Consider the following 25,375-nt stretch of genomic DNA (forward strand, 5'->3'; position numbering starts at 1 on the left):
ACGAGTCTTGTAAACAAGATTATATAGGCACTTTATCTGAGAGATTATTTTCTGTTCTCCCTTTCGACAGTTATTATTATAATACGCTTCTTTACCAGTGTCAACGTTTTAACAAGTGTTTTAGGCAGAATCTCTGTATTGGACAAATGGCAGATTTTAACGCTTATAAATTAGTAATATTTCACTAAAAAATCGCCTGTAAAATTTGTGTAATAACCGGCGAAAGAAAAGAAAAACCGCATAGCGCCAGGCTGTCCGGGCGTTATGCGGCTGAAAATAGAGCGTTTTGTAAGGCACGGGGCAATTAATCCTGAATGCCGGGAATTTTGGGGAGCGTGTCGAAGCTTGCCTGCAAGTCGCCGTCGGAGGGGACGTAATCCGTCATGGAGTGCTCCAGATATTGCGTATAGGCCGCCATATCGAAGTAACCGGTGCCGGTAAGGCCGAAGAGAATGGTTTTTTCTTCGCCGGTTTCCTTGCATTTGAGCGCCTCGTCAATGGCGCAGCGGATGGCGTGCGCGCTTTCCGGCGCCGGCAAGATGGTCTCCAGCTTTGCAAACTGAACGGCGGCATCAAAAACCTTGGTCTGCTCCGCGGAGCGGGCCTCGTCCAGATAGCGGTCATGGTAGAGCTTGGAGACGATGGGGCTCATTCCGTGGTAGCGCAGGCCGCCCGCATGGTTCGGGGAGGGGATGAAGCCGCTGCCGAGTGTGTACATGCGGGCCAGCGGCGTTACCTTGCCGGTATCACAGAAATCATAGGCGTAGCGGCCGCGCGTCAGGGAGGGGCAGGAGGCAGGCTCGACCGCGATAAAATAGGGGTTTTTGCGGCCCAGCAGCTTGTCCTGCATAAAGGGGGCGATCAGGCCGCCGAGGTTGGAGCCGCCGCCGGCGCAGCCAATGACAATGTCCGGGTATTCGCCCAACTGCTCCATTGCCGTCTTGGCCTCCAGGCCGATGATGGATTGGTGGAGCAGCACCTGGTTTAATACACTGCCGAGAACATAGCGGCAGTTGGGGGTAGTGGTTGCCTTCTCAATGGCCTCGGAAATGGCGCAGCCTAAGCTGCCGGTAGTGTCGGGGTTAGCGGCGAGGATAGCCCGGCCCACCTTTGTGGTGTCGCTGGGACTGGCGACAACATTGGCGCCAAAGGTCTGCATAACAGCCTTGCGGTAAGGTTTCTGCATAAAGGACCCCTTGACCATAAAGACGTCGAGATTCAGGCCAAAGTAGGAGCAGGCCTCAGAGAGCGCGGTTCCCCACTGGCCTGCGCCGGTCTCGGTGGTAAGGGAGGTCAGGCCCTGCTGCTTGGCGTAGTAAGCCTGGGCAACGGCAGAATTGAGCTTGTGGCTGCCCGAGGTGTTGTTGCCTTCGAATTTATAATAGATTTTCGCCGGTGTGCCGAGCGCCTTTTCCAGGTTATAGGCACGGCCGAGCGGGGAAGGGCGGTAGATCTTGTAGATATCCAGCACTTCATCCGGAATATCAAAGTAGGCGGTGGAGGAGTCTGTTTCCTGCTGGGCGAGCTCTTCACAGAAGATGGGGTAGAGCTCCTCGGTGCGGATGGGCTGGAAGGTCGCGGGGTTCAGCAGGGGATCCGGCTGCTCCTTCATGTCGGCGCGCAGGTTATACCATTGCTTCGGGAGCTGGTCCTCGGTTAAGTTTAAGCGGTGTGGAATTTTTGCCATGATAAAGACTCCTTTCTCATTTTGGTTCTGTCAATCATTGGCTGCCGGTACATGGAGCGCGTCCGGGTAAATAAAAAAGCCCTTGCCCCTTTATCAAAAGGGACAAGAGCCTGTATTTCTCCTGCGGTACCACCCAGTTTGCGGCAAAGCCGCCACTTGTTCTGCACACAACCATGCGCACTCCCCTGGTAACGGGCGGAGTACCCGTTGCAAGCTACTTGGCGCCAGGCCTTTCGCCGCACCCTCGCAAGGCCATTCACTGGGCAATCCTCCGCTGCAATTCCACCGCCTGCAGCTCTCTTTAGGTCTCCTGGCACCAGCTACTCTTCTTGTTCACAGGTTTTTTAATATTTTCTGATTACAATTTTAATTATAAGAGCATGATCGCGGGTTGTCAAGTAAAAAATCAAGCCTTTGTGCCAGCGCCTGGCCCCGCGGTTGCAAAATCAGGGGCCGGGTGCTATACTTAAAAATAAAAAAGCGCATGAAATCAAGGGTTTCGCCTTGGGGAAGGGCCTGTTTATGCTGAAGTTAAAAAAGAACGACCTGGTTGAACTGGAGATTACCGGCTATACCGCAGAGGGCAACGGTGTGGGCCGCGCGGGCGGCGAGCTGGCTGTTTTTGTGCCTGGAGCAGCGCAGGGGGACCGCCTTTGCGTACGGATTGTAAAGCTGGCAAAAAACTTTGCCTTTGGCAAAATTGAAAAAATTCTGGCGTCTTCCCCGGACCGTATCGAGCAGGACTGCCCCGTGTTCCGGCAGTGCGGGGGCTGTGCGTTTCGCCATATTGCCTATGAGGCGGAGCTGCGCGCAAAGGAGCGGCGTGTCCGGGATGCCCTAGAGCGCATCGGCGGCCTGGAAAACGCGGAGTTGCGGCCCATTATGAGGGCGGATCAGACGGCCGGTTACCGCAATAAAGCGCAGCTGCCCCTGGGCAGATCCGCTTCTGGAGAGCTGCTGATGGGGTTTTATGCGCTGCACAGCCACCGGATTGTTGCCTGTAGCGGCTGCCTGTTGCAGCCTCCCGTTTTTTCGCAGGCGATGCAGGCGGTTAAGCAGTGGTTCAGTCAAAGCGGGGAATCTGTATATGACGAACAAACCGGCCGGGGGACGCTGCGCCACCTGTATTTGCGCCAGGCGCCCGGTACCGGGGAGGTTTTGGCCTGCGTGGTGGCGAACGGTTCGCGGCTGAAGAAGGAGCAGCTTTTGGTCGATTGTCTGCGCGGCGGAGTTCCGGGGCTTTCCGGAGTGCTCCTCAATATCAACCGCAAAGAAACCAATGTCGTGCTGGGGCCTGAGTGCCGGGTTTTGTGGGGAAAGGGCGTCTTGCTGGATTGTCTTTGCGGCCTCCAGTTTGAAATATCGCCGCTGTCATTTTATCAGGTTAACCACGACCAGGCGGAACGGCTGTATGAAACGGCGGCGGAGTATGCGGGGTTATCGGGAGGAGAAACCCTGCTGGACTTGTACTGCGGAACAGGGACCATAGGCCTCTCTATGGCAAAAGCGGCAGGCCGGGTGATAGGCGTAGAGCTTGTTAGGGAAGCGGTTGAAAATGCCCGCCTGAATGCCCGAAGGAACGAGATTGAAAATGCGGAATTTTACTGTGAGGATGCCGGGGCGGCCGCCGTACGGCTGCGGGAACGCGGCCTAAAGCCGGATGTCGTGGTGCTGGACCCACCGCGCAAGGGCTGCGGGGAGTCTCTGCCGGAGACGGTTGCCCGCATGGCGCCGGGGAAAATTGTCTATGTTTCCTGCGACCCCGCTACGCTGGCCCGGGATATCAAGCGTTTTTCCGGGCTTGGCTACCGCTTTGTCGAGGCTGCGCCCGTCGATATGTTCCCACGCACGGCGCATGTGGAGACAATAGTGTTGCTACAAAGAGAAACCTTGTAGAAATCCTTAGATTTAGGCACTTTTCGCGTCATGTGGTTTTCAATGCGGAGGGCAACAAATACAGGAATAAGAGCATAAAAGACTATATTACCGTTTCAGTGGTAATTGATATGGAGTGTGGGAACACAAAAATTAAATAGGTACATAGAAACAGCATTGTATAAACAGTGCTGTTTCTTTTTGAAAAGCCGCAAGCTGTAAGAAGTTTGCGGCTTTTTTATTTTCAAGATAGATAACAGTGGGTGGGTGCTTTCACTCAAGCCGAGAAAGGAAGTGATAAAATGGTTTGTAAAAATAGCAAAACAAGCTATAATCAACCAAATATCGTACCCGCATAAGCGGCGTTTACTAATTCCCTTATGGGAAGATAGGGACGCCGCTTTTTTTATTTCATACCAAAATTTAGAATTGGAGGTTTTTGTAATGACGCAGAAAATCAAAAAAGCGTTGTCGGTACTGCTTACCGCCGTTCTTTGCTTTACCACCATAGCAGGGGCAGCGACTACGGCATACGCAGCAGCCGAGCAAGGGACGGTTTACCTCATTTCTTTTCCCCGCGCCGGGGACGAAGCATATAACGGCGAATGGGGACATGACGCACAAACATATATGAACGGGTGGAATACAGATAAAAGCAGATATACAACCGTTTTTGTAATGAACTCATATACCGGGAATATCTGCTATTGTATTGAGCCGGGCGTACCTCTCGAAACAGGCAATACCCTTTCAAAATGGGGTGAAAACTTTTGGGAGCAGTACCCGTCCGATTACAACAAGACCATTCCCCCCGAAACCATTAAACAAATGATAGGCCGGATTTTTCAGTACGGCTATACGGGTACGGTTTCGGCTTCGTGGCGTTCACAGAACGAGGGCGCGGAAAATCTTTCCCATGCTGTCGCCACACAGCTTTTAATATGGGAAACCGTTGTCGGAGAACGCGACGCGGATTTCAATAAGGTTAGCACAGGCGGCAAAGACGCGATTGCCGACCAGATCAGCAGCGCACACCCCTTGCATGACAAAATCATGTCTTACTATCACCGTATCGAGCAAAGCGTACAAAACCATGTTACATTGCCGAGCTTCTTATCGGACAGCAAGGACAGCGCGCAGACTATTACCCTTTCTTGGGACGGGAGCAAATACACCGCTACCCTTACCGATACAAACAACGTCCTTTCAGACTATTCCTTTTCCACAGATAATTCAGATGTTCGCCTATCAGTAGATGGGGACAAGCTCATTATCACCGCCACCGAGCCGCCCACCGGAAATGTAGGCATTACCGCCGAAAAACGAAATTCACAGCGACGCGGCATTATCACATGGACGGACGGAACCTATGGGCCGGACGGAGGTATTCAAGACCTTGTAACCTTTTCCGAAACCGTCAGCGACACCCTTTATGGTTATCTGAATGTCAAAGTCGATTACGGCAGCGCAAAAATCGTCAAGACCAGTGAGGACGGAAAAATTGAGGGTATCTCCTTTACCATTGAGGGTAACGGTATCAATCAAACGGTAAAAACGGACAGTAAAGGCGAATTTCAGATTGATAATCTTTCGCCGGGCGTATATACCGTAACCGAACAGAGCTATGACCGTTACGAGCCGCAACAGGTACAGCGTGTAACGGTAATCGCCGGACAAACCACAACCGTAACTTTTAATAATACCTTGAAACGCGGCAGCTTGGAGGTTGTTAAAACCAGCGAGGACGGGCTAACCGAGGGCATGACCTTTCACCTTTCCGGCACGTCCCTTTCCGGGCTTGCGGTGGACGAATACGCAGTAACCGACAGCAACGGCATAGCGCGTTTTGAAAATGTGCTGATCGGCAACGGTTACACGCTGGAAGAAGTTGATACCCCCTATCGTTATGTCATACCGGAAGAACAGAGCGCAGTGGTGGAATGGAATACCGTCACGCAAAAGAGTTTCCACAACATTTTGAAAAAGTGGAACGCCACTATTACAAAAAGCGATAGTGAAACAGGCACAGCACAGGGCGGCGGTGGGCTTTCCGGCGCGGTTTACGGCGTATTCAAAGGAAATCAGTTGATAGACCGCTATACCACCGACGCAAACGGGCGGTTTACTACTGACTACTATGTGTGCGGCGACGATTGGACGATACGGGAAATTACCCCGTCGCCGGGCTATCTTTTGGATAATACGGTTTATCCGGTAGGCGCGGACGCAAAGCAATATGAGCTTGAATACAATTCTATCTCCCTTTCGGTTTTGGAAACCATAGCAAAGGGAAAAATCGCCCTTATTAAACACGCCGATCATGGGGACACAGGACTTGAAACACCGGAAGCAGGCGCGGAATTTGCCGTATATCTCAAACAATCCGGCTCCTATGACGCAGCAAAGGACACCGAACGCGACTATCTCATTTGCGACGAGAACGGGTACGCGGAAACAAAATCCCTGCCCTACGGCATATATACCGTTCATCAGGTAAAGGGTATCGAGGGCAGCGAGCTATTGCCCGATTTTGATGTTTTCATTCAGGAGGACGGGCAGATTTACCGCTATCTTGCCAACAACGCAAGATTTCAAAGCTATCTCAAAATTGTAAAGGTGGACGCGGAAACCGGGAAAACCATTCCCGCAAGCGGTACAGGCTTTCAGATATACCGCCCGGACGGTAGCTTGATTACGCAGAGTTTTACCTACCCGGAGCCGACGGAGATTGATACCTTTTATACCAACGCCGACGGTGTACTCTATACGCCTGAAAAGCTGGAATACGGTACGGGCTATTCCATTGTAGAAGTGTCTGCCCCCTATGGGTATGTGCTTGACAGCGACCCGGTATATTTTGACGTAACGCCGGAGAGCGCAGCCGACGAAAACGGGCTTATCGTGATTGAGGTAACAAAGGAAAATACACCGCAAAAGGGCGTTATCCAAATCGAAAAATCCGGCGAGGTATTTTCTTCTGTCGTGCAGACGGACAACCTTTATCAGCCCGTCTATTCGGTTATGGGCTTACCCGGCGCGACATTTGAAATTATCGCCGCCGAAGATGTGACAACCGCAGACGGTACATGCCGCTATTTTGCGGGTGAAGTCGTTGACACCATAACCACCGACGAAACAGGGCTTGCAAAAAGCAAACCCTTATATTTGGGGAAATATGAAGTCAAAGAGGTTGCCGCCCCCTATGGCATGACGCTTTGTGAGGAAAGCAGCTTTATAGAGCTTACTTATGCCGGACAGGAAATTACAATCACTGAAACCAGCGCGGGCATGTATAACGAGCGTCAAAAGGCAAAGGTTACGCTTGATAAGGTGCTGGAACAGGACGACCGTTTTTTGATTGGCGGCAATGGAGAAATAACCGCCGTTACCTTTGGACTGTTCGCAGCCGAAACGCTGACGGCAGCAGACGGTACGCAAATCCCCGCCGACGCGCTGCTTGAAATTGTTTCGGTCAATGAAAACGGAGCCGCGCAAGTAGAAACCGGCTTGCCCTTTGGAAGCTATTACCTAAAGGAGCTTACCACCGACGGGCATTATTTGTTGTCCGACGCTATCTATCCAGTTGTTTTTGAGTATGCCGGACAGGACACCGGTGTCGTGGAGATCAAAGCAAACGACGGGCAGCCTATTGAAAATACGCTTATTCGCGGTGAAATTCAGGGCAGGAAAACCGACGAAAACGGCAACGGGCTTGCCGGGGCAAAAATCGGCTTATTCCGTCCCGACGAAACCGAATTTAACGAGAATACCGCCATTTTGACCGATATATCGGACGAAAACGGCGGTTTTTCTTTTACAGACGTTCCTTTTGGAAATTTGGTAGTACGGGAAATTGCAGCCCCCACGGGCTATGTGCTTTGTGATAAGCCGCACCCTGTTTCCGTTGATGAAAACGGCGCGGTCATTGCGCTTGAAATTGTGAATATCCAGATACGCGGCAACGTACAGACCACAAAAATCGACAAGGACTATCCCGAAAACAAATTGACGGGTGCAGCCTTTACCGTGTACCGCGATACAGACAGCGACGGCAAATTGACCGACACTGATGAGGAAATGGGAACGCTTACGGAAACAAGCCCCGGTGTGTATGAAATGGACGGGCTGCCCTATGGCAGTTACTTCCTGAAAGAAACCAAAGCCCCGCAGGGCTTCCGGCTTGATGAAACCGCCTATTCCTTTGCTATTTCTGAAAACGGTAAAACCGTTATCGTGGAAACCGAAGCCGGAAAGGGCTTTATTAACGCCGCACAGACGGGAAACCTGCATATTCTAAAGACTTCCGACGACAACGTATTGCAAGGATTTACCTTTAAGGTGGAGGGTACCGACGCTACCGGACGGCAGTTCTACAAAGAATACGTTACCGACGAAAAGGGCGAAATCTATATTGAGGGCTTGCGCGTGGGCGAATATACCGTTTCCGAATTAGCAGACGAGGCCACAGAAAAATACATTTTGCCAGACGCGGCGACGGTTACGGTGGAAGTGGACAGCACCGCCAGCGTGGAATTTCACAATAAGCTGAAACCGACAACACCGCCGAAAGACAACCCGCAGACGGGCGATCACAGTCATACAGGGCTTTGGATTGCGCTTGCGGCGGCTTCTCTTGGCAGTATGGGCGTACTGACTGTTTTTAGCAGACGCAGAAAAAAATCAAATAACCGTTAAGGCGGCGTTTCCTGCTTTCAAAGGAACGCCGTATTTTTATGCCTTAAATGTTACGCAGTAGAGCCGAAAAAAGCCTGATTTTATGCGGCTTGGCGGGCGCGGTTTTGCAGGGGGCAGGGTGTTACTACCTTTCCCCTCAAAATCGTGCTTCTACCGCGTAACAAATCCACCACAAAGGAGCAAAGAAAATGCCTGTTTTCCGAGTAGAACGCAATACGGGCTATACCGTTATGAGCAATCACCACTTACGCAATAAAGAGCTTACCCTAAAGGCAAAGGGCTTGCTATCGCAAATGCTGTCTTTACCGGAGGATTGGGACTATACCCTTGCGGGGCTGTCCCATATCAACCGGGAGAAAATCGACGCAATCCGGGAGGCGGTCAAGGAGCTTGAAAAGGCCGGGTATATCGTCCGCAGCCGGGAGCGTGACGAAAAAGGGCGCTTGCGGGGCGCGGACTACATCATCTACGAGCAGCCGCAGCTACCCGAAGAACAAGCCGACGACAAACAGCCCCCTATATTGGATTGCCCTACATTGGAAAATCCAACATTGGATAATCCTACGTTGGAAAAACCTACGTTGGAAAATCCAACGCAATTAAATAAAGATATATCAAGTAAAGAACAATCAATTACTGATGTATCAATTACCCATTCCATTCCTATCCCTTCCCTAAATCCCTTCCCTTTGGACGAAGGGGCGGCGGCAAAGCCGGAAGGGAAAGGAACGGAAGCGAAAACAAACAGCGCAGTAGAGATTTACAGGCAAATCATTCAGGAGAATATCGAGTATGATTTTCTCTTGCGGGAAAAGCCCTTTGAACAAGACCGCTTGAATGAAATTGTTGACCTCATGCTGGAAACCGTCTGCACAGCGCGTAAAAAAATCCGTATTGCCGGGGACGATTACCCGGCAGAGCTTGTAAAGGCAAAGTTTTTGAAGCTGGACAGCAGCCATATTACGTTTGTTTTGGACTGTTTGCAGGAGAACACAACCAAAATCCGCAATATCAAGCAATACCTACGGGCGGCGTTATTCAACGCCCCGTCTACGATTGATAACTACTATACCGCCCTTGTCGCCCACGATATGGCGCAGGGCAACTGGGGTACCCCGCAAAATCGTTAGATTTTGTGGGGAGAGGCGGAGCAGCGAAATGAGCGAGCTTTTCACGCTTGCGTGAAAACAAACGATATGGAGCTTGCGACGACGAAAGGAGGACACGCCATGCAGCAGAAAACAGGAGCTTTGATTTTTGACGAAACCGCCGACCGTTACGACATACGTTTTGACCTTGCCGACTATTACGGCGGCTTGCGTTGCGGGGATTGCTTGGAGGTATTCACAGGCGGCAAATGGAAACCCGCCCGCATGGAGTACGGCGACAACTGGTATCTTGTAGGCGTTCGCGCCGACGACCTAAACGGACTGATTGTGCGTATCTAACACCAAATTATAAAAACCACCGCGAAAGGAGGGCGGTACATGCAAGATGAAATCAACGAAAAAACCGTTGCCATTTCCATAAAGGCGACCAAACTGACCGCACGGACACTTCAACAAGCGGTTAAATTACTATACAAGCTGATGAAAAAGCAGTACGACAAACATAAAATCCCCCACGGCAAGCAAACGCTAAAGCAGCTTGCCCGGCAAAATGCCGGGCTGTCCAACATTGAGATTACCGAGGGCAACATCAAAGATTTTACGAGTACGGCGAAAAAATACGGCGTTGACTTTGCGCTGAAAAAGGACAATACCGAGAACCCGCCCCGTTACCTTGTCTTTTTTAAGGGGCGGGACGCTGACGCGCTGACCGCAGCTTTCAAGGAGTTTTCCGCAAAGAAGCTAGGGCAGGAGAAAAAACCGTCTATACGCAAGCTGCTTGCCGCCATGTGCGAGAAAGCGGCGGTGAAAAGCTACGAGCGAACCAAAGTAAACAAGAAAGACAGGGGGCGTGAGATATAAGGCAAATCAACTACAAAAAACTGATTCTTTCAAATATCCCGTATCTGCTTTTTGTCTATCTCTTTGATAAAGTCGGACAGGCGGCGCGGCTTGCACCAGGGGCGGATTTATCCGCAAAGGTGTTGCATATCGGACAGGGGCTTTCCGCAGCCTTTGAGAACGCATTGCCGAGCTTCCACCCCGCCGATCTCTTAATCGGCGTTGCGGGTGCATTGCTTATCCGGCTTGCCATTTACCTAAAGGGCAAAAATGCGAAGAAATACCGCAAGGGCGTTGAGTACGGTTCCGCCCGTTGGGGCAACGCACAGGACATAAAGCCGTATATCGACCCGGTTTTTGAAAACAACGTCCTTTTGACACAGACGGAACGGCTGACTATGAGCAGCCGACCAAAGCAGCCGAAGTATGCAAGAAACAAAAATATCCTTGTAATCGGCGGTTCCGGTAGCGGCAAGACAAGGTTTTTCGTCAAACCGAATTTAATGCAATGCTACACAAATGACACTTCAAAACAGAAAAAATGTATTCCGGTTAGCTATATAGTGACCGACCCGAAAGGCACCGTCCTTGTGGAGTGCGGAAAGCTCTTGCAACGGGGTGGGTACCGGATAAAGGTACTGAATACGATAAATTTTCGTAAATCTCTCAAATACAACCCGTTTGCATATATCCGCAGCGAAAAAGATATTTTGAAGCTGGTAAATACCATTATTGCCAACACCAAAGGCGACGGGGAAAAATCCGGCGAGGATTTTTGGGTAAAAGCCGAAAAGCTCTACTATACCGCCCTTATTGGTTATATCTGGTATGAGGCACCCGTAGAGGAACAGAATTTTACGACGCTGCTTGAAATGATAAATGCGTCGGAAGCCCGCGAGGACGACGAGGATTTTCAAAACCCCGTTGACCTCATGTTTGAGCGTTTGGAAGAAAAAGACCCGGAACATTTTGCGGTCAAGCAATACCGCAAATACAAGCTGGCGGCGGGAAAAACGGCAAAATCAATCCTCATTTCTTGCGGCGCGCGGCTTGCCCCCTTTGACATTAAGGAGCTACGCGAGCTAATGGAAACCGACGAAATGGAGCTTGACACCATAGGCGACCGGAAAACGGCCTTGTTCGTTATCATTTCCGATACGGACGACACCTTTAATTTTGTGGTATCAATCCTTTACACGCAGCTTTTCAATCTGCTATGCGATAAAGCCGACGACGTGTACGGCGGGCGGCTCCCCGTCCATGTGCGGTGTCTGCTTGATGAATTTGCGAATATCGGACAGATACCGAAGTTTGAAAAGCTCATTGCCACCATACGAAGCCGGGAAATCTCGGCTTCTATTATTTTACAGTCGCAAAGCCAGCTAAAGGCAATCTACAAGGATAACGCCGATACCATAGTCGGTAACTGTGATACGACCCTGTTTTTGGGCGGCAAGGAAAAAACAACCCTCAAAGAAATGTCGGAGCTTCTCGGCAAGGAAACGATTGACAGCTTTAATACTTCCGAAAACAGAGGGCGGGAAAAATCCTACGGGCTGAACTATCAGAAGTTAGGGAAAGAGCTTATGACGCAGGACGAAATCGCCGTGATGGACGGGGGCAAATGTATTTTACAGGTGCGCGGTGTACGCCCGTTCTTTTCCGACAAGTACGATATAACGAAGCACCCGAATTACAAATACCTTTCGGACGCAACCCCCAAAAACGCCTTTGACATGGAAAAGCATTTAAGGCGGCGTCCGGCTATCGTCAAGCCTGACGAAGTATTTGACTATTACGAGATAGACGCAGACGATTTAGAAGCATAACAAGGAGGCGATAAATAATCGGAAAAATCACGGGCTACATGGTGCGCGCCCCTACTTGCGGACGCAGCCCTTTACACAACAAAACATCACAACACAGCCGCCGAAAACAGGCGGTTTTTTTCATATCAAATTAAAAATTCAGAGCCGCAAAGCGGCAGAAAGAGAGGTTGATTGAATGGCATTTTTTAGCAGCGCAATCGGTGTTCTGCAAACTTTGGTTATCGCGTTGGGCGCGGGGCTTGCTATTTGGGGCGGCGTTAATCTCATGGAGGGCTATGGTAACGACAATCCCGGCGCTAATGCTCATGTACGGTAAGGAAGCAAGCAACCGAAAACAAGAGATAGACCGCCAGCACTACACTATTCCGAACCAAAGACCAAAAGATAAGCATTGTGGGAAAATCTAAACTTTTGGATTTTCCTACAATGCCGACTACGGCGGAATCCCTCCCACTCCTTATATCTTTCTTTCCGTATACATTGAATTTGTATTTAGTAAATGCTATAATGTCCCTATTCAAATTATAAATGTGTTGAATTAGTTACATGTACATATTTTTTGTGCCGGAGGAAGTGAAATGAAACAAAAAATTTATCTCATTACAGGCTTAATGGCTTCTGGAAAATCTACAGTTTCCGATTTACTGGCAAAATCAATAGAAAAATGCGTCCATCTTCGTGGTGATGTGTTCCGAAAAATGATTATTTCAGGCAGAGAAAATATGTCAGCTACCCCATCAGCGGAAGCAGTCCGCCAGCTGTACCTTCGATACAAATTGACTGCTGATGCGGCAAGGTCATACTTTGACAACGGCTTTTCTGTAGTGATCCAAGATAACTACTACGGTGATGAATTAAACCGAATGATAAATTATCTGCATAAATACCCTGTTGAGGTTGTCGTTCTTTGTCCAGATGTGGAAACAATAAAAGAAAGGGAACGATACAGGGAGAAAACAGGCTATTCCGGCTTTACGGTTGAAACCTTATACGATACATTTATGCAGACAACACCACGGATCGGCTTTTGGCTGGACAATTCCAATCAAACACCACAGCAGACAGCAGAAACCATTCTGAACACCAGGAAGCCGGTATGATTGTTACATATAAGGGGAAGAAAAATTTCTTTTAAGTACTTTCTTTCCTAAAACTGATGTGATATAATAGCTTCATTCCAGAAAAGGAGTAAAAAATATGCGGCAAGGTATTCTTAAATAAAACTATAATCAAATAGTGGGAACAAAGAATTATGATAGCTCCTTTTGTGGGGGCTTGGTTTTTTGTACCCAATTTAAGAATACTTTTGCCTTATCAATTTTGACATATTCAAAAAACAGCAATCACAAATAGGTGTATGCTGTATATGTGTATGTCCGCAAATTAGAATCCCCAGTGGTAAAAGTATTTTACTGCTGGGGATTTTTATGCCCTTTGGGGCTGTAAAGGGAGGACAATCACATGAAAATAATCAATATCGGCATTCTGGCCCATGTAGACGCAGGAAAAACTACATTGACAGAAAGTCTGCTATACACCAGTGGAGCGATTGCGGAACAGGGAAACGTGGATAAAGGGACCACAAGAACAGACACTATGATTTTGGAACGGCAACGGGGAATTACCATTCAGACAGCGGTTACTTCTTTTTATTGGAATGATTATAAAATCAATATCGTGGACACTCCCGGTCATATGGATTTTTTAACCGAAGCATACCGCTCTTTATCTGTCCTTGACGGAGCTGTTTTAGTCATTTCAGCAAAAGACGGCGTACAGGCACAAACCCGTATATTATTCCATGCGCTTCAGAAAATGGACATTCCGACAATTATCTTTATAAATAAGATAGACCAAAATGGGATCGACCTGCAGTGTGTTTACCAAAGCATTAAAGATAAACTTACCAGTGATATGATTGTCATGCAGGAGGTTTCCCTGTCGCCAAAGATAACCATGACCGATATTTCTGATTTAGACAAATGGGATATGATTATTTCCGGAAGCGATGAACTATTAGAACGATATGTTGCAGAGGATTCTTTGGATATACAGGAATTACAATATGAAAAGTGCAAAAGAACCAGATGCTGCTCTTTGTTTCCTGTTTATCATGGGAGTGCAAAAGACAATTTAGGAACAGAAAAACTGATTGAAGCGATTATAGAAACTTTCATTACAGAAACGGACGATATTCAGTCTGAATTATGTGGATATGTTTTTAAGGTTGAGTATACAGAGCGGAAAAAACGGCTTTCTTATTTACGCCTGTATCATGGGACGCTCCATTTACGGGATACCCTGCTGCTGTCAAAAAAGGAAAAAATAAAGATTACAGAAATGTGTATTCCGTCAAATGGTGAAATCGTCCCGGCTGACCATGCCTGTCCGGGAGAAATTGTTATTTTAGCTGATGATACTTTGAAACTGAACGATATCCTGGGAAATGAAAAACTCCTGCCTCACAAAACACGGATTGATAATCCCATGCCATTACTTCGGACAACGGTAGAGCCGCAAAAGCCGGAGCAAAGGGAAGCCCTGTTAAATGCCCTCGCAGAGATTGCTGATACAGACCCTCTTTTGCATTTTGACATTGATACTGTTACCCATGAGATTATGTTATCTTTTTTGGGAAAAGTACAGTTAGAAGTTATTTGTTCGCTATTAGAAGAAAAATATCATGTGGGCGTGGCTATGAAAGAGCCTTCGGTTATTTATCTGGAAAGACCGCAAAAAAAAGCGAGCTGCACGATTCATATTGAAGTGCCGCCGAATCCGTTTTGGGCATCTATTGGTTTGACTGTAACACCGCTTCCTGTTGGAAGCGGAACACAATATAAAAGCGAGGTATCTCTCGGCTATTTAAACCAAAGTTTTCAAAATGCCGTCATGGAGGGTGTGCGTTATGGAATGGAGCAGGGCTTATATGGCTGGGGAGTGACAGACTGCCAAATTTGTTTTGATTATGGAGTTTATTACAGCCCGGTCAGCACCCCCGCTGATTTTCGTTTTCTTGCGCCTGTCGTGTTGGAGCAGGCATTGAAAAAAGCAGGGACACAACTGTTGGAACCATACCTTTCCTTTACCCTTTTTGCACCGCAGGAATATCTTTCACGGGCTTATAATGATGCACCAAAGTATTGCGCAATCATTGAATCAACCAGACTTGAAAAAGATGAAGTTATTTTTAAGGGTGAAATCCCTGCCCGTTGTATCGGTGAATATAGGAATGATCTGAATTTTTATACAAATGGAAGAAGTGTCTGCATTACAGAATTAAAAGGGTATCAGGAAACTTCCGGCGAGCCTGTATTTCAGCCACGCCGCCCGAACAGCCGTTTAGACAAGATCCGGCATATGTTTCAGAAGATAATGTAACGTCTTGCGCAATGCAAGCGTTCATTGCTGGCTATTGCGAAATATCATTGATAAAATCAGCATCAGAGAGGAGGAACCATTTTGAACCAGAAACAGACGGATATTACAACAGGAAAGCAAATACGTCATCTGCGAACACAATCGGGAATGACACAGGAAGAACTGGCTGGGGAATTGAATGTTACCCGGCAGGCGCTATCGAATTGGGAGAGAGATGTTAATGAACCCGATTTAAATACGTTGAAAAAAATTTGTTTTCTTTTTGGAGTCCACATGGACGATTTTGCGAAGGAGGTAATAACAAAAATGGAAACATGTGAAAAAAAGAGAAACGACAATTTAATAAGTATGATATGGCAATTGGACTTTTTTATGGTGTCGGGATATTTCTTGGCATTGGTATTTTCTTTGTTGGCGGTTTTATGACAATGTCGGGTGCAGGGTGGGGAGCATCACTATTTGGCGGTGGCTGTTTTTCTCTTGTATTTGGCTTGATATGCCATGCAGTTATTACATTGAGAAGAAATGACAAATGATGACATATCCTGCTTTCTAGACTTTTCGGTCATATCGCGTAAAAAAGCCGCTGCTTTTGGCTTTCCAATAGCGGCGGCAAAGGGAAATATCCTTTGAATACCTTACAGAAGAAAAGTTTTGCAGCATTATAAAAATAAAAGCCTATACCATTTTGGAAAGAAAAGATACATAATAGTCAAGACGGCAACAATCAGAAGTTATGGAGGGTAACAATGGAATATAGTAAGGAAGATTTAATGGAAGCAAAAAGGCAAATTTTGGGAGTGGGAGAGAACATGGGAACAGAGGAAAGTAAAAAAATCTGGGAGAAAAACGCACAATTTTGGGATAATGCAATGGGTGACAAATCTAATGAATTTCACAGAGAGGTAGTGCGTCCCAAAGTAACGGAACTTCTATCTCCTAATCCTGCGGATTACATTTTGGATATTGCGTGTGGCAATGGAAATTATTCTTCGTATCTTGCACAAAGAGGCGCTTCGATTGTCGCTTTTGATTACAGCAAAAAAATGATAGAATTGGCTAAAAGACGGCAATCACAATATGCAAAACAAATTGAATTTTGTGTAGCGGATGCGACCAATAGAGAAAGTATATTAGAATTAAAAAGAAATCGAGCCTTTACGAAAGCAGTTTCTAATATGGCAATTATGGATATTACGGATATTGAACCACTTCTTATGGCTGTTTATGAACTGTTGGAGGAAAGCGGAATTTTTGTCTTTGCAACGCAACACCCTTGTTTTATCACGTTGACTGAAAAATATATGACACCGCACAGTTACTATGGTATAGCGATTGAAGGGCAACCGGAGGAGCAGATTTATTATCATCGTTCCATACAAGATATTTTTAACCTTTGTTTTAGAGCTGGATTTGTCATTGATGGATTTTATGAAGAATGTTTCAAAAACAACAAAGAAATTCCTATGGTAATGATAGTAAGGCTTAAAAAGGTAAAACGTGATAGCTTAAAATAAATTCAAGTTTGCCGGATAAATAGCAAACCTGGCCGAGCCAGTCAACGGTCAAGATGAACGGGCTTCGCCCGCCGTTGACAGCCCCGCCCGGTTTTGCAGTTAGGCAGTCAAGGAGCGACAGCCTAAAGTGCTGCCGCCCCTTACTATCATAAAAAGCAACTACTAACCAGCCACAGCCCTTTTGGGAGGAAAGGGGGATTTTCCATGACCTGTACAGAAGAATATCGGGAACATATCGAGTACACTTTCCATGCCTTTTGCAAAGTCGTTATCCGAAATGCAACGATCAACGCAGCGAGGACACGGAGCAGGAAGCACAAAAGAGAAATATCCCTTGAATACCTCACAGACGAAAAGCACTACCCTTTAGGCACGACAGATGAATATTTCCAAGCCCCGGAGCCGGACGAGGAATACATACTTACCCTTTGCGGCGATACGGTCATTTTCAGCAGCGGCTTACTTGCGGAAGCCCTGTCACGGCTGGACGAACGGGAGCGGGAAATGATTTACCTGTCCTTTTTCAAGCGTATTCCACAGCACGAAATTGGCAGACAGTACGGGCGCAGCCGCAGCACAGCGGGCTACCATATCCGAAAAGTCCTACGGCAGCTCCAAGCGGAAATGGAGGGAATGGCATATGAGAAATAATAGGCTTCTCCCCTATGAAACAATCGTCCAAGCCACCAGCGGGGAGCCGGAAGCGGTGGGAACTGTATTGCAGTATTACCGCCGCCGCATACAATGTGCCGCCCGTGTGAATGGACGGGTAGACCAAGATACAGAGGACTACATCACCCAGACGCTTCTCACAGCTATTTTCAAGTTCCGCTTTGGGAGATAGCCCTACCGCCTACAACTGAATAACCGCCGCTTCGCCGGCAACCAGAAAGCAGTAAATCTATTCAACAGATTTGCTGCTTTTTTTCGTTCCTGTTTGGCATTTTTGAAAATCCCCAGTATGAAAAAACAAAAGGGAAAATTGCCGCCGCAGTTGGCAAAATCCCTTACTTATCCGTGGAGGGTATCAAAGAAAAAAATACTGCCATTGTCCGCCTTTTTCGGCTTGCGTGGTGTTGTAGGGAATAAGGGGAAATTCTAAAAATCTCCGTCCATTTTGCTTTGCGTGGTGTTGTAGGTAGTGAAAGGAAAATTTTCAAGATATGCCGGAATAGCGGGTAGCAAAGCCCTTTTGAAACGTCTTGTTAGCGGAAAGTACGGAAGCCGGGGAACGCCGGAGTTTTTCAGAGCAAGATTCTACCGCAGTACCAAAATTCGCTTATCGCTCATTTTGCCCCTGCGGGAATCTTGTTGGGGAGTGCCTTCCCCAAACCCTGCTTATGCGGCTTACGCCGCTGGAAAATCCCTCAAAATAATTTTTCGGATTTTTCAAAAACAGTTCCGCTTTACACCCTGTTTTTCTCCTATTAGTGAGAGGACACCACGCACAGCCGAAGGAGGTTTTACCATGCGAAAACGATATAACACGCCGCACCGCAGCCGGGTAGTCAAGACACGCATGACCGAGGAAGAATACGCCGAGTTTGCGGAAAGGCTTTCTGCTTACAACATGAGCCAAGCCGAGTTTATCCGGCAAGCCATAACCGGGGCAGCCATACGCCCCATCATAACCGTTTCCCCCGTCAATGACGAGTTGCTTGCCGCTGTCGGGAAGCTGACCGCCGAATACGGCAGGATCGGCGGCAACTTAAACCAGATAGCCCGGACGCTGAACGAGTGGCACAGCCCCTACCCGCAGCTTGCCGGGGAGGTACGGGCGGCGGTTTCCGACCTTGCTGCCCTAAAGTTTGAAGTCTTGCAGAAAGTGGGTGACGCTGTTGGCAACATTCAAACATATCAGCTCTAAAAATGCGGACTATGGCGCAGCGGAAGCCTATCTCACATTTGAGCATGACGAGTTTACCATGAAGCCCACCCTTGATGAAAACGGGCGGCTGATACCGAGGGAGGATTACCGCATTTCTTCCCTCAACTGTGGGGGCGAGGATTTCGCTGTTGCCTGTATGCGGGCTAATCTCCGCTATGAGAAAAACCAAAAACGGGAAGATGTGAAAAGCCACCACTATATCATCAGCTTTGACCCACGGGACGGGACAGACAACGGCTTGACCGTAGACCGGGCGCAGGAGCTGGGCGAGCAGTTCTGTAAAGAGCATTTCCCCGGACACCAAGCCTTAGTCTGCACCCACCCGGACGGGCATAACCACAGCGGCAATATCCATGTGCATATCGTCATCAACTCCCTGCGGATTTATGAAGTCCCGCTTCTGCCCTACATGGACAGACCAGCCGACACACGGGAGGGCTGCAAGCACCGCTGCACCAACGCCGCTATGGAATATTTCAAGAGTGAAGTCATGGAGATGTGCCACCGGGAGGGGCTTTACCAAATCGACCTCCTAAGCGGCAGCAAGGAACGGATAACCGAACGGGAATACTGGGCGGCAAAGAAAGGACAGCTTGCCCTTGATAAAGAGAACGCTGTCAGAGAAGCCGCAGGACAGCCGACCAAGCCCACCAAGTTTGAAACGGACAAGGCGAAGCTGCGCCGGACGATACGGCAGGCACTTTCCCAAGCTGGCAGCTTTGACGAATTTTCTTCCCTTTTGCTGCGGGAGGGTGTGACCGTCAAGGAGAGCCGGGGGCGGCTTTCCTACCTCACGCCGGACAGGACAAAGCCTATCACAGCCCGGAAGCTGGGGGACGATTTTGACAAGGCTGCTGTCCTTGTCCTGCTTACGCAGAACGCCCACAGAGCCGCCGAACAGAGCAAAGCCATACTCGAATACCCTGCCGCGGTTAAAAAGCTGTCACAAGGGGAAAAAACCACAAAAACCACCCCGGCAGACAACACCTTGCAGCGCATGGTTGACCGGGAAGCCAAGCGAGCCGAGGGCAAGGGCGTGGGCTATGACCGCTGGGCGGCAAAGCACAACCTAAAGCAAATGGCAGCTACCGTTACCGCCTATCAGCAGTACGGCTTTTCTTCCCCGGAGGAACTGGACGAAGCCTGTTCTGCCGCCTATACCGCCATGCGGGAAAGCCTTACAGAGCTGAAGCAGATGGAAAAGACGCTGAACGGGAAAAAGGAGCTGCAACGGCAGGTGCTTGCCTATTCCAAGACCCGCCCTGTCCGGGACGGGCTGAAACAGCAGAAAAACGCCAAAGCAAAAGCAGCCTACCGTCAGAAGTACGAAAGCGACTTTATCATAGCAGACGCAGCCGCCCGCTATTTCAGGGAAAACGGCATTTCCAAGCTGCCGAGCTATAAAGCCCTGCAAGCAGAGATTGAAACCCTTATCCAAGAGAAAAACAGCGGCTACAACGATTACCGGGCAAAACGGGAGGAATACCGCCGCTTACAGACTGTCAAGGGCAATATCGACCAGATTTTACACCGGGAGCGCAAGCCTGTGAAAAGGCAGGAACAGGAACGATAAAAACCGCCCCAAAATGTACCCGAACCTATACAGAACAAGGGGGCTGCCCCGTACCCTATCCGCAAATACCAAAGGATTTTTTAACGGGCTTATAGGGCAGAAAAAACCCGAAAATGATACCGAGATGATACAGAATTACCGCCGATACCGCCACACCAGCGGAAACGGCAGAAAGGAGCGCACCCATGCCAAGAATGAGCAAGAAACGGCGGCTGGAATGGTCTTTTTTCCTGCGGCAAGTGAAAGTCGGGAATTCCACCTGCGATCGTATCACATACAATGACCTCTGCCGGGGCTGTACCCATAGCTGCAAGCAGAGCTTCCGGGCGGTTATCATACTCTGCCCCCACTACTACTCCAAACGCCGGAAAAAGGAGGACAGGGACAATGGCAGATAACCGCAAGTATTACTACCTCAAGCTGAAAGAGAACTTTTTTGACAGCGACTCCATTGTGCTGCTGGAAGATATGAAAGACGGGATTTTATACTCCAATATCCTCTTGAAGCTGTACTTAAAATCGCTGAAAAACGGCGGGAAATTGCAGCTTGACGAGCATATCCCCTACACAGCGCAGATGATAGCGACACTGACCCGCCACCAGATAGGGACGGTTGAGAGGGCTTTAGAGATTTTCCGGCAGTTGGGGCTTGTGGAGCAGCTTGACAGCGGGGCTTTCTATATGACCGACATTGAGCTGATGATAGGACAGTCCTCTACCGAAGCCGAGCGGAAACGGGCTGCAAGACTGGAAAACAAGGCACTTTTACCGCCCCGGACAAAAGGCGGACATTTGTCCGACATTCGTCCACCAGAGATAGAGATAGAGTTAGAGAAAGAGATAGAGATAGAAAAAGAGAGAGAGGGAGAAACGGGACACCCCGCCCCCGCCGCTTATGGCAGATACAACAATGTGATACTGACCGATACAGAGCTTTCCGGGCTAAAAACAGAGTTGCCCGACAAGTGGGAGTATTATATTGACCGGCTTTCCTGCCATATCGCTTCCACCGGGAAACAGTACCACAGCCATGCAGCCACCATTTACAAGTGGGCGCAGGAGGACGCTGCCAAAGGCAAGGCTGCCCCGAAACAGGGCATACCCGATTATTCATGCAAGGAGGGCGAGAGCTTATGAAAAACGGAATTGAAGCTATGATTACGGACATTACAGCCACTACCGCCGAAGCGGAGGACTACACAGGCGAGGACGGGCTTTTATACTGCGGTAAGTGCCATACGCCCAAAGAAGCCTATTTTGCAGAGGGAAAGACTTGTTTCGGGCGTGACCGCCACCCGGCAGAGTGCGACTGCCAGCGGGCAGCCCGTGAAAAGCAGCAAGCCGCCGAAAGCCGACAGAAGCACCTTGAAAAAGTGGAGGACTTGAAACGCCGGGGCTTTACCGACCCTGCTATGCGGAACTGGACATTTGAGCATGACAACGGCAGAAACCCGCAGACCGAAACCGCCCGCTTTTATGTGGAGAGCTGGGAAACCATGCAGGCTGAAAATATCGGCTACCTGTTTTGGGGCGGCGTGGGGACGGGAAAAAGCTACCTTGCCGCCTGTATCGCCAACGCCCTTATGGAAAAAGAGGTTGCCGTCTGCATGACAAACTTTGCAACGATACTGGGTGACCTTGCCGCCAGCTTTGAGGGCAGGAACGAATATATTTCCCGCCTTTGCAGCTACCCTCTGCTGATACTTGATGATTTCGGTATGGAGCGAGGAACAGAATACGGGCTGGAACAGGTTTACAGCGTGATTGACAGCCGTTACCGAAGCGGCAAGCCGCTGATCGCCACGACCAACCTCACGCTGGAGGAATTGCAGCACCCGCAGGACACGCCCCACGCCCGTATCTATGACAGGCTGACTTCCATGTGCGCCCCCGTCCGCTTCACGGGCAGCAACTTCCGAAAGGAAACCGCACAGGAAAAGCTGGAACGCTTAAAGCAACTGATGAAGCAGCGAAAGGAGAGCCTATGACAGAAACGAAACAGACAAGCACCACCAAAACAGACCGCCGCCCGGACTGTGTGACGGAAATCCGCATGGGCAACTCCGTCCTTACCGTTTCCGGCTTCTTCAAGCAGGGCGCAACCGACACCGCAGCCGACAAGATGATGAAAGTGCTGGAAGCGGAAGCTGCTACACAAAAAACGGCGATTTGACCGACCATAAAGAAGCAGATTTGACGCTTTTGCCGCTATACAGACAGCCGCCCCATGTGGTACAATCAAGGTACGGAATAGTGGGGCTGGCTGTCGGAAACGGAGGATTTTATGTTAAGACAGACCAACCAACAACCAATTACCGCCCTTTACCCAAGACTATCCCATGAGGACGAGCTGCAAGGCGAAAGCAATTCCATTTCCAATCAGAAGCGTATCCTTGAAACCTATGCAAAGCAGAACGGCTTTTCCAATCTGCGCTGGTACACGGACGACGGTTATTCTGGTGCGAACTTTCAAAGACCCGGTTTTCAAGCCATGCTTGCGGACATTGAAGCCGGAAAAGTCGGGACAGTTATCGTAAAGGATATGTCGAGGTTAGGGCGAAACTACCTGCAAGTGGGAATGTACACGGAAATGATTTTCCCACAGAAAGGTGTCCGCTTCATCGCTATCAATGACGGAGTGGACAGCGCACAGGGCGACAATGACTTTGCCCCGCTGCGGAATATCTTTAACGAATGGCTGGTGAGAGATACGAGCAAGAAAATCAAAGCAGTAAAACGCTCAAAAGGCATGAATGGCAAGCCCATCACAAGCAAGCCTGTGTATGGCTACCTCATGGACGAGGATGAAAATTTCATTATTGACGAGGAAGCTGCACCCGTAGTCAAGCAGATATACAACCTCTGTCTTGCCGGGAATGGTCCGACCAAGATAGCCCGTATGCTCACAGAGCAGCAAATCCCCACGCCGGGAACGCTTGAATACCGCAGGACGGGCAGCACCCGCCGCTACCACCCCGGCTATGAGTGCAAGTGGGCGACCAATACCGTAGTGCATATCCTTGAAAACCGGGAATACACAGGCTGTCTGGTAAATTTCAAGACAGAAAAACTTTCTTACAAAGTCAAGCACAGTGTAGAAAATCCCCCGGAAAAGCAAGTGATTTTCGAGAACCACCACGAGCCTATCATAGACACCCAAACATGGGAACGGGTGCAGGAGCTTCGCAAACAGCGCAAACGCCCAAACCGCTATGATGAAGTGGGTTTGTTCTCCGGCATACTGTTCTGTGCGGACTGCGGCAGCGTGATGTATCAGCAGCGATACCAGACGGACAAGCGCAAGCAGGACTGTTATATCTGCGGCAACTACAAGAAACGCACCCATGACTGTACGGCGCACTTTATCCGCACCGACCTCTTGACCGCTGGTGTACTCTCCAATCTGCGGAAAGTGACCAGCTATGCGGCAAAGCATGAAGCCCGGTTTATGAAACTCTTGATTGAGCAGAACGAGGACGGGGGCAAACGCAGGAACGCCGCCAAGAAAAAGGAACTGGAAGCCTCCGAGAAACGCATAGCCGAGTTATCCGCTATCTTCAAGCGGCTGTATGAGGACAGCGTGACCGGGCGCATATCAGACGAGCGTTTCACAGAGCTGTCGGCAGACTATGAAGCAGAGCAACGGGAGCTGAAAGAAAGAGCCGCTGCTATTCAAGCGGAGCTTTCCAAAGCACAGGAAGCCACCGTGAACGCAGAAAAGTTTATGAATGTTGTCCGGCGGCATACCAGCTTTGAAGAACTTACCCCTACTCTGCTGCGGGAGTTTGTAGAGAAAATCGTTGTGCATGAGTGCAGCTATGACGAGAACAAGACCCGCAGACAGGACATTGAGATTTATTATTCTTTTGTTGGCAAGGTGGACTTGCCCGAATAACCGCCCGACCTATCCGACACAATGCGCAAGTGCCGGATAGGAACGGCAAAATTTTTTACACTTCTATTACTTCTTTATCGCACATCAGTAAAAAGTCAAGGAATTAAACAGCTTATGGCGGGCGGCGGCGTTGCATTGATCGGCATGACCCTTGTACCTTTGCTTGCAAATCTATTCAATTAGGAAATGAGGTAGAGGGTTTATGTTCGGCATAATTGACGCGATTAACGATTGGATAAAGGGTATCTTAATCGGAGCCATAAATGGTAATCTGTCAACTATGTTTGGGGACGTAAACGAAAAAGTCGGCACTATTGCTACGGAGGTAGGGCAAACCCCGCAAGCGTGGAACGCAAGCATTTTTTCCATGATACAGACCATTTCGGAAAATGTGATTGTACCCATTGCGGGGCTTGTCATTACCTACGTCCTATGCGTGGAGCTAATCAGCATGATAACGGAAAAGAACAATATGCACGACGTAGACACTTTTATGTTTTTCAAGTGGTTTTTCAAGGCGTTTGTAGCGGTTTTCCTTGTTACACACACCTTTGATATTACTATGGCGGTGTTCGATTTAGCGCAGCATATTGTCTCCGGCGCGGCGGGGATTATCGGTAGAGATACCAGTATTGATGTAGACGCTGCCCTCGCTTCCATGCAGGCCGGACTTGACGCTATGGGTATTCCCGAACTGCTCTTGCTCGTTATGGAAACAAGCCTTGTAAGCCTGTGCATGAAAATCATGTCGGTGCTTATTACGGTTATCCTGTACGGCAGAATGATAGAAATTTACCTTTATTGCTCGGTATCTCCTATCCCGTTTGCGACCATGACAAACCGGGAATGGGGGCAGATCGGCAACAACTATCTCAAATCCCTGTTTGCTTTGGGATTTCAAGGTTTTCTTATTATGATATGCGTCGGCATTTATGCGGTTTTAGTAAACAGCATGATTATAGCGGACAATCTGCACAGCGCGATTTTTTCCCTTGCAGCCTATACCGTTATTCTTTGCTTCTCGCTGTTCAAATCCGGCGCGCTTGCAAAATCCATATTTGACGCTCATTAAAGGAGGCACAGCAA

The 25,375-nt window shown here is 48.9% G+C and carries 21 protein-coding genes, 2 pseudogenes and 1 other annotated feature; of the genes and pseudogenes, 22 read left to right on the top strand and 1 reads right to left on the bottom strand.

The annotated features are described in order from the left end of the window. Positions 1-304 precede the first annotated feature (304 nt). Positions 305-1,687, bottom strand: coding sequence for a TrpB-like pyridoxal phosphate-dependent enzyme (locus tag DPQ25_RS05810; protein WP_112332236.1), 1,383 nt, complete (start codon positions 1,685-1,687; stop codon positions 305-307). Between the two features lie 95 nt (positions 1,688-1,782). Next, positions 1,783-2,033 (bottom strand) — a binding site (T-box leader). A 176-nt stretch (positions 2,034-2,209) separates the two neighbouring features. On the opposite strand from DPQ25_RS05810, the gene rlmD reads away from it, so the two are divergent. The 22 genes and pseudogenes from rlmD to DPQ25_RS05925 all read left to right on the top strand — a co-directional run bounded on the left by rlmD (position 2,210) and on the right by DPQ25_RS05925 (position 25,361). Further along, positions 2,210-3,583 (top strand): 23S rRNA (uracil(1939)-C(5))-methyltransferase RlmD, encoded by a 1,374-nt coding sequence (gene rlmD / locus DPQ25_RS05815; RefSeq protein ID WP_330409839.1) that lies wholly within the window; start codon positions 2,210-2,212, stop codon positions 3,581-3,583. Between the two features lie 423 nt (positions 3,584-4,006). Then, on the top strand, positions 4,007-8,257 hold the full coding sequence (locus tag DPQ25_RS05820) for a SpaA isopeptide-forming pilin-related protein (RefSeq protein ID WP_112332237.1): 4,251 nt from the start codon (positions 4,007-4,009) through the stop codon (positions 8,255-8,257). Positions 8,258-8,421: 164 nt separating this feature from the next. Next, positions 8,422-9,387, top strand: coding sequence for a DUF6017 domain-containing protein (locus tag DPQ25_RS05825; RefSeq protein WP_456237274.1), 966 nt, complete (start codon positions 8,422-8,424; stop codon positions 9,385-9,387). A gap of 99 nt (positions 9,388-9,486) precedes the next feature. Next, the gene (locus DPQ25_RS05830; RefSeq protein WP_112332239.1) at positions 9,487-9,705 is read left to right on the top strand and encodes a DUF5348 domain-containing protein; all 219 of its coding nucleotides are present in this window, start codon (positions 9,487-9,489) and stop codon (positions 9,703-9,705) included. A gap of 39 nt (positions 9,706-9,744) precedes the next feature. Then, positions 9,745-10,227 carry a PcfB family protein gene (locus DPQ25_RS05835; protein ID WP_112332240.1) on the top strand — a complete coding sequence of 161 codons (483 nt, stop codon included), beginning with the start codon at positions 9,745-9,747 and terminating at the stop codon, positions 10,225-10,227. After that, a complete protein-coding gene (locus DPQ25_RS05840) occupies positions 10,224-12,035 on the top strand; it encodes a VirD4-like conjugal transfer protein, CD1115 family (RefSeq protein ID WP_177576889.1) in 1,812 nt (603 codons plus the stop codon). The genes DPQ25_RS05835 and DPQ25_RS05840 overlap by 4 nt, the downstream gene beginning before the upstream one ends. 175 nt (positions 12,036-12,210) lie before the next feature. Continuing rightward, a pseudogene (locus tag DPQ25_RS05845) lies at positions 12,211-12,339 on the top strand (Maff2 family mobile element protein); the annotation flags it as partial. Positions 12,340-12,613: 274 nt separating this feature from the next. Next, positions 12,614-13,135: an AAA family ATPase gene (locus DPQ25_RS05850; protein WP_003505403.1), complete on the top strand. Its 522-nt coding sequence runs from the start codon at positions 12,614-12,616 to the stop codon at positions 13,133-13,135. A gap of 361 nt (positions 13,136-13,496) precedes the next feature. After that, a complete protein-coding gene (gene tet(32), locus DPQ25_RS05855) occupies positions 13,497-15,416 on the top strand; it encodes a tetracycline resistance ribosomal protection protein Tet(32) (RefSeq protein WP_003505402.1) in 1,920 nt (639 codons plus the stop codon). Positions 15,417-15,497: 81 nt separating this feature from the next. Next, positions 15,498-15,842 carry a helix-turn-helix domain-containing protein gene (locus DPQ25_RS05860; RefSeq protein ID WP_242978241.1) on the top strand — a complete coding sequence of 115 codons (345 nt, stop codon included), beginning with the start codon at positions 15,498-15,500 and terminating at the stop codon, positions 15,840-15,842. Positions 15,843-16,165: 323 nt separating this feature from the next. After that, complete coding sequence (locus tag DPQ25_RS05865) at positions 16,166-16,933, top strand: class I SAM-dependent methyltransferase (RefSeq protein WP_003505400.1); 768 nt, start codon at positions 16,166-16,168, stop codon at positions 16,931-16,933. A gap of 204 nt (positions 16,934-17,137) precedes the next feature. Next, positions 17,138-17,584: an RNA polymerase sigma factor gene (locus DPQ25_RS05870; protein ID WP_003505338.1), complete on the top strand. Its 447-nt coding sequence runs from the start codon at positions 17,138-17,140 to the stop codon at positions 17,582-17,584. After that, on the top strand, positions 17,574-17,777 hold the full coding sequence (locus tag DPQ25_RS05875) for a helix-turn-helix domain-containing protein (RefSeq protein ID WP_003505336.1): 204 nt from the start codon (positions 17,574-17,576) through the stop codon (positions 17,775-17,777). Before DPQ25_RS05870 ends, DPQ25_RS05875 begins: the two co-directional genes overlap by 11 nt. A 624-nt stretch (positions 17,778-18,401) precedes the next feature. Continuing rightward, on the top strand, positions 18,402-18,800 hold the full coding sequence (locus tag DPQ25_RS05880; RefSeq protein ID WP_002569238.1) for a plasmid mobilization protein: 399 nt from the start codon (positions 18,402-18,404) through the stop codon (positions 18,798-18,800). Next, on the top strand, positions 18,772-20,394 hold the full coding sequence (locus tag DPQ25_RS05885) for a relaxase/mobilization nuclease domain-containing protein (protein WP_002569237.1): 1,623 nt from the start codon (positions 18,772-18,774) through the stop codon (positions 20,392-20,394). Before DPQ25_RS05880 ends, DPQ25_RS05885 begins: the two co-directional genes overlap by 29 nt. A gap of 185 nt (positions 20,395-20,579) precedes the next feature. After that, the gene (locus DPQ25_RS05895; RefSeq protein WP_002569236.1) at positions 20,580-20,792 is read left to right on the top strand and encodes a hypothetical protein; all 213 of its coding nucleotides are present in this window, start codon (positions 20,580-20,582) and stop codon (positions 20,790-20,792) included. After that, entirely contained in the window at positions 20,782-21,531 is a 750-nt protein-coding gene (locus DPQ25_RS05900; RefSeq protein WP_002569235.1) for a phage replisome organizer N-terminal domain-containing protein, read from the top strand. The genes DPQ25_RS05895 and DPQ25_RS05900 overlap by 11 nt, the downstream gene beginning before the upstream one ends. After that, on the top strand, positions 21,528-22,382 hold the full coding sequence (locus tag DPQ25_RS05905; RefSeq protein ID WP_002569234.1) for an ATP-binding protein: 855 nt from the start codon (positions 21,528-21,530) through the stop codon (positions 22,380-22,382). Before DPQ25_RS05900 ends, DPQ25_RS05905 begins: the two co-directional genes overlap by 4 nt. Continuing rightward, the gene (locus DPQ25_RS05910) at positions 22,379-22,567 is read left to right on the top strand and encodes a transposon-encoded TnpW family protein (protein WP_002569233.1); all 189 of its coding nucleotides are present in this window, start codon (positions 22,379-22,381) and stop codon (positions 22,565-22,567) included. The genes DPQ25_RS05905 and DPQ25_RS05910 overlap by 4 nt, the downstream gene beginning before the upstream one ends. A gap of 111 nt (positions 22,568-22,678) precedes the next feature. Further along, the gene (locus DPQ25_RS05915) at positions 22,679-24,289 is read left to right on the top strand and encodes a recombinase family protein (RefSeq protein WP_002569232.1); all 1,611 of its coding nucleotides are present in this window, start codon (positions 22,679-22,681) and stop codon (positions 24,287-24,289) included. Between the two features lie 90 nt (positions 24,290-24,379). Beyond that, positions 24,380-24,472, top strand: a pseudogene (locus DPQ25_RS15315) (Maff2 family mobile element protein); the annotation flags it as partial. A 19-nt stretch (positions 24,473-24,491) separates the two neighbouring features. After that, the gene (locus DPQ25_RS05925) at positions 24,492-25,361 is read left to right on the top strand and encodes a VirB6/TrbL-like conjugal transfer protein, CD1112 family (RefSeq protein WP_112332244.1); all 870 of its coding nucleotides are present in this window, start codon (positions 24,492-24,494) and stop codon (positions 25,359-25,361) included. Positions 25,362-25,375: the final 14 nt, after the last annotated feature.

Origin of the sequence: Hydrogeniiclostridium mannosilyticum, from assembly GCF_003268275.1 — a bacterium.
GTDB classification, from domain to species: Bacteria; Bacillota; Clostridia; order Oscillospirales; family Acutalibacteraceae; genus Hydrogeniiclostridium; species Hydrogeniiclostridium mannosilyticum.

Excerpts from the sequence above, each read along its gene's own strand:
- DPQ25_RS05810 (WP_112332236.1), bottom strand. The coding sequence starts at position 1,687 with ATGGCAAAAATTCCACACCGCTTAAACTTAACCGAGGACCAGCTCCCG.
- rlmD (WP_330409839.1), top strand. The coding sequence starts at position 2,210 with ATGCTGAAGTTAAAAAAGAACGACCTGGTTGAACTGGAGATTACCGGC.
- DPQ25_RS05820 (WP_112332237.1), top strand. The coding sequence starts at position 4,007 with ATGACGCAGAAAATCAAAAAAGCGTTGTCGGTACTGCTTACCGCCGTT.
- DPQ25_RS05830 (WP_112332239.1), top strand. The coding sequence starts at position 9,487 with ATGCAGCAGAAAACAGGAGCTTTGATTTTTGACGAAACCGCCGACCGT.
- DPQ25_RS05835 (WP_112332240.1), top strand. The coding sequence starts at position 9,745 with ATGCAAGATGAAATCAACGAAAAAACCGTTGCCATTTCCATAAAGGCG.
- DPQ25_RS05850 (WP_003505403.1), top strand. The coding sequence starts at position 12,614 with ATGAAACAAAAAATTTATCTCATTACAGGCTTAATGGCTTCTGGAAAA.
- DPQ25_RS05865 (WP_003505400.1), top strand. The coding sequence starts at position 16,166 with ATGGAATATAGTAAGGAAGATTTAATGGAAGCAAAAAGGCAAATTTTG.
- DPQ25_RS05870 (WP_003505338.1), top strand. The coding sequence starts at position 17,138 with ATGACCTGTACAGAAGAATATCGGGAACATATCGAGTACACTTTCCAT.
- DPQ25_RS05875 (WP_003505336.1), top strand. The coding sequence starts at position 17,574 with ATGAGAAATAATAGGCTTCTCCCCTATGAAACAATCGTCCAAGCCACC.
- DPQ25_RS05880 (WP_002569238.1), top strand. The coding sequence starts at position 18,402 with ATGCGAAAACGATATAACACGCCGCACCGCAGCCGGGTAGTCAAGACA.
- DPQ25_RS05895 (WP_002569236.1), top strand. The coding sequence starts at position 20,580 with ATGCCAAGAATGAGCAAGAAACGGCGGCTGGAATGGTCTTTTTTCCTG.
- DPQ25_RS05900 (WP_002569235.1), top strand. The coding sequence starts at position 20,782 with ATGGCAGATAACCGCAAGTATTACTACCTCAAGCTGAAAGAGAACTTT.
- DPQ25_RS05905 (WP_002569234.1), top strand. The coding sequence starts at position 21,528 with ATGAAAAACGGAATTGAAGCTATGATTACGGACATTACAGCCACTACC.
- DPQ25_RS05910 (WP_002569233.1), top strand. The coding sequence starts at position 22,379 with ATGACAGAAACGAAACAGACAAGCACCACCAAAACAGACCGCCGCCCG.
- DPQ25_RS05915 (WP_002569232.1), top strand. The coding sequence starts at position 22,679 with ATGTTAAGACAGACCAACCAACAACCAATTACCGCCCTTTACCCAAGA.
- DPQ25_RS05925 (WP_112332244.1), top strand. The coding sequence starts at position 24,492 with ATGTTCGGCATAATTGACGCGATTAACGATTGGATAAAGGGTATCTTA.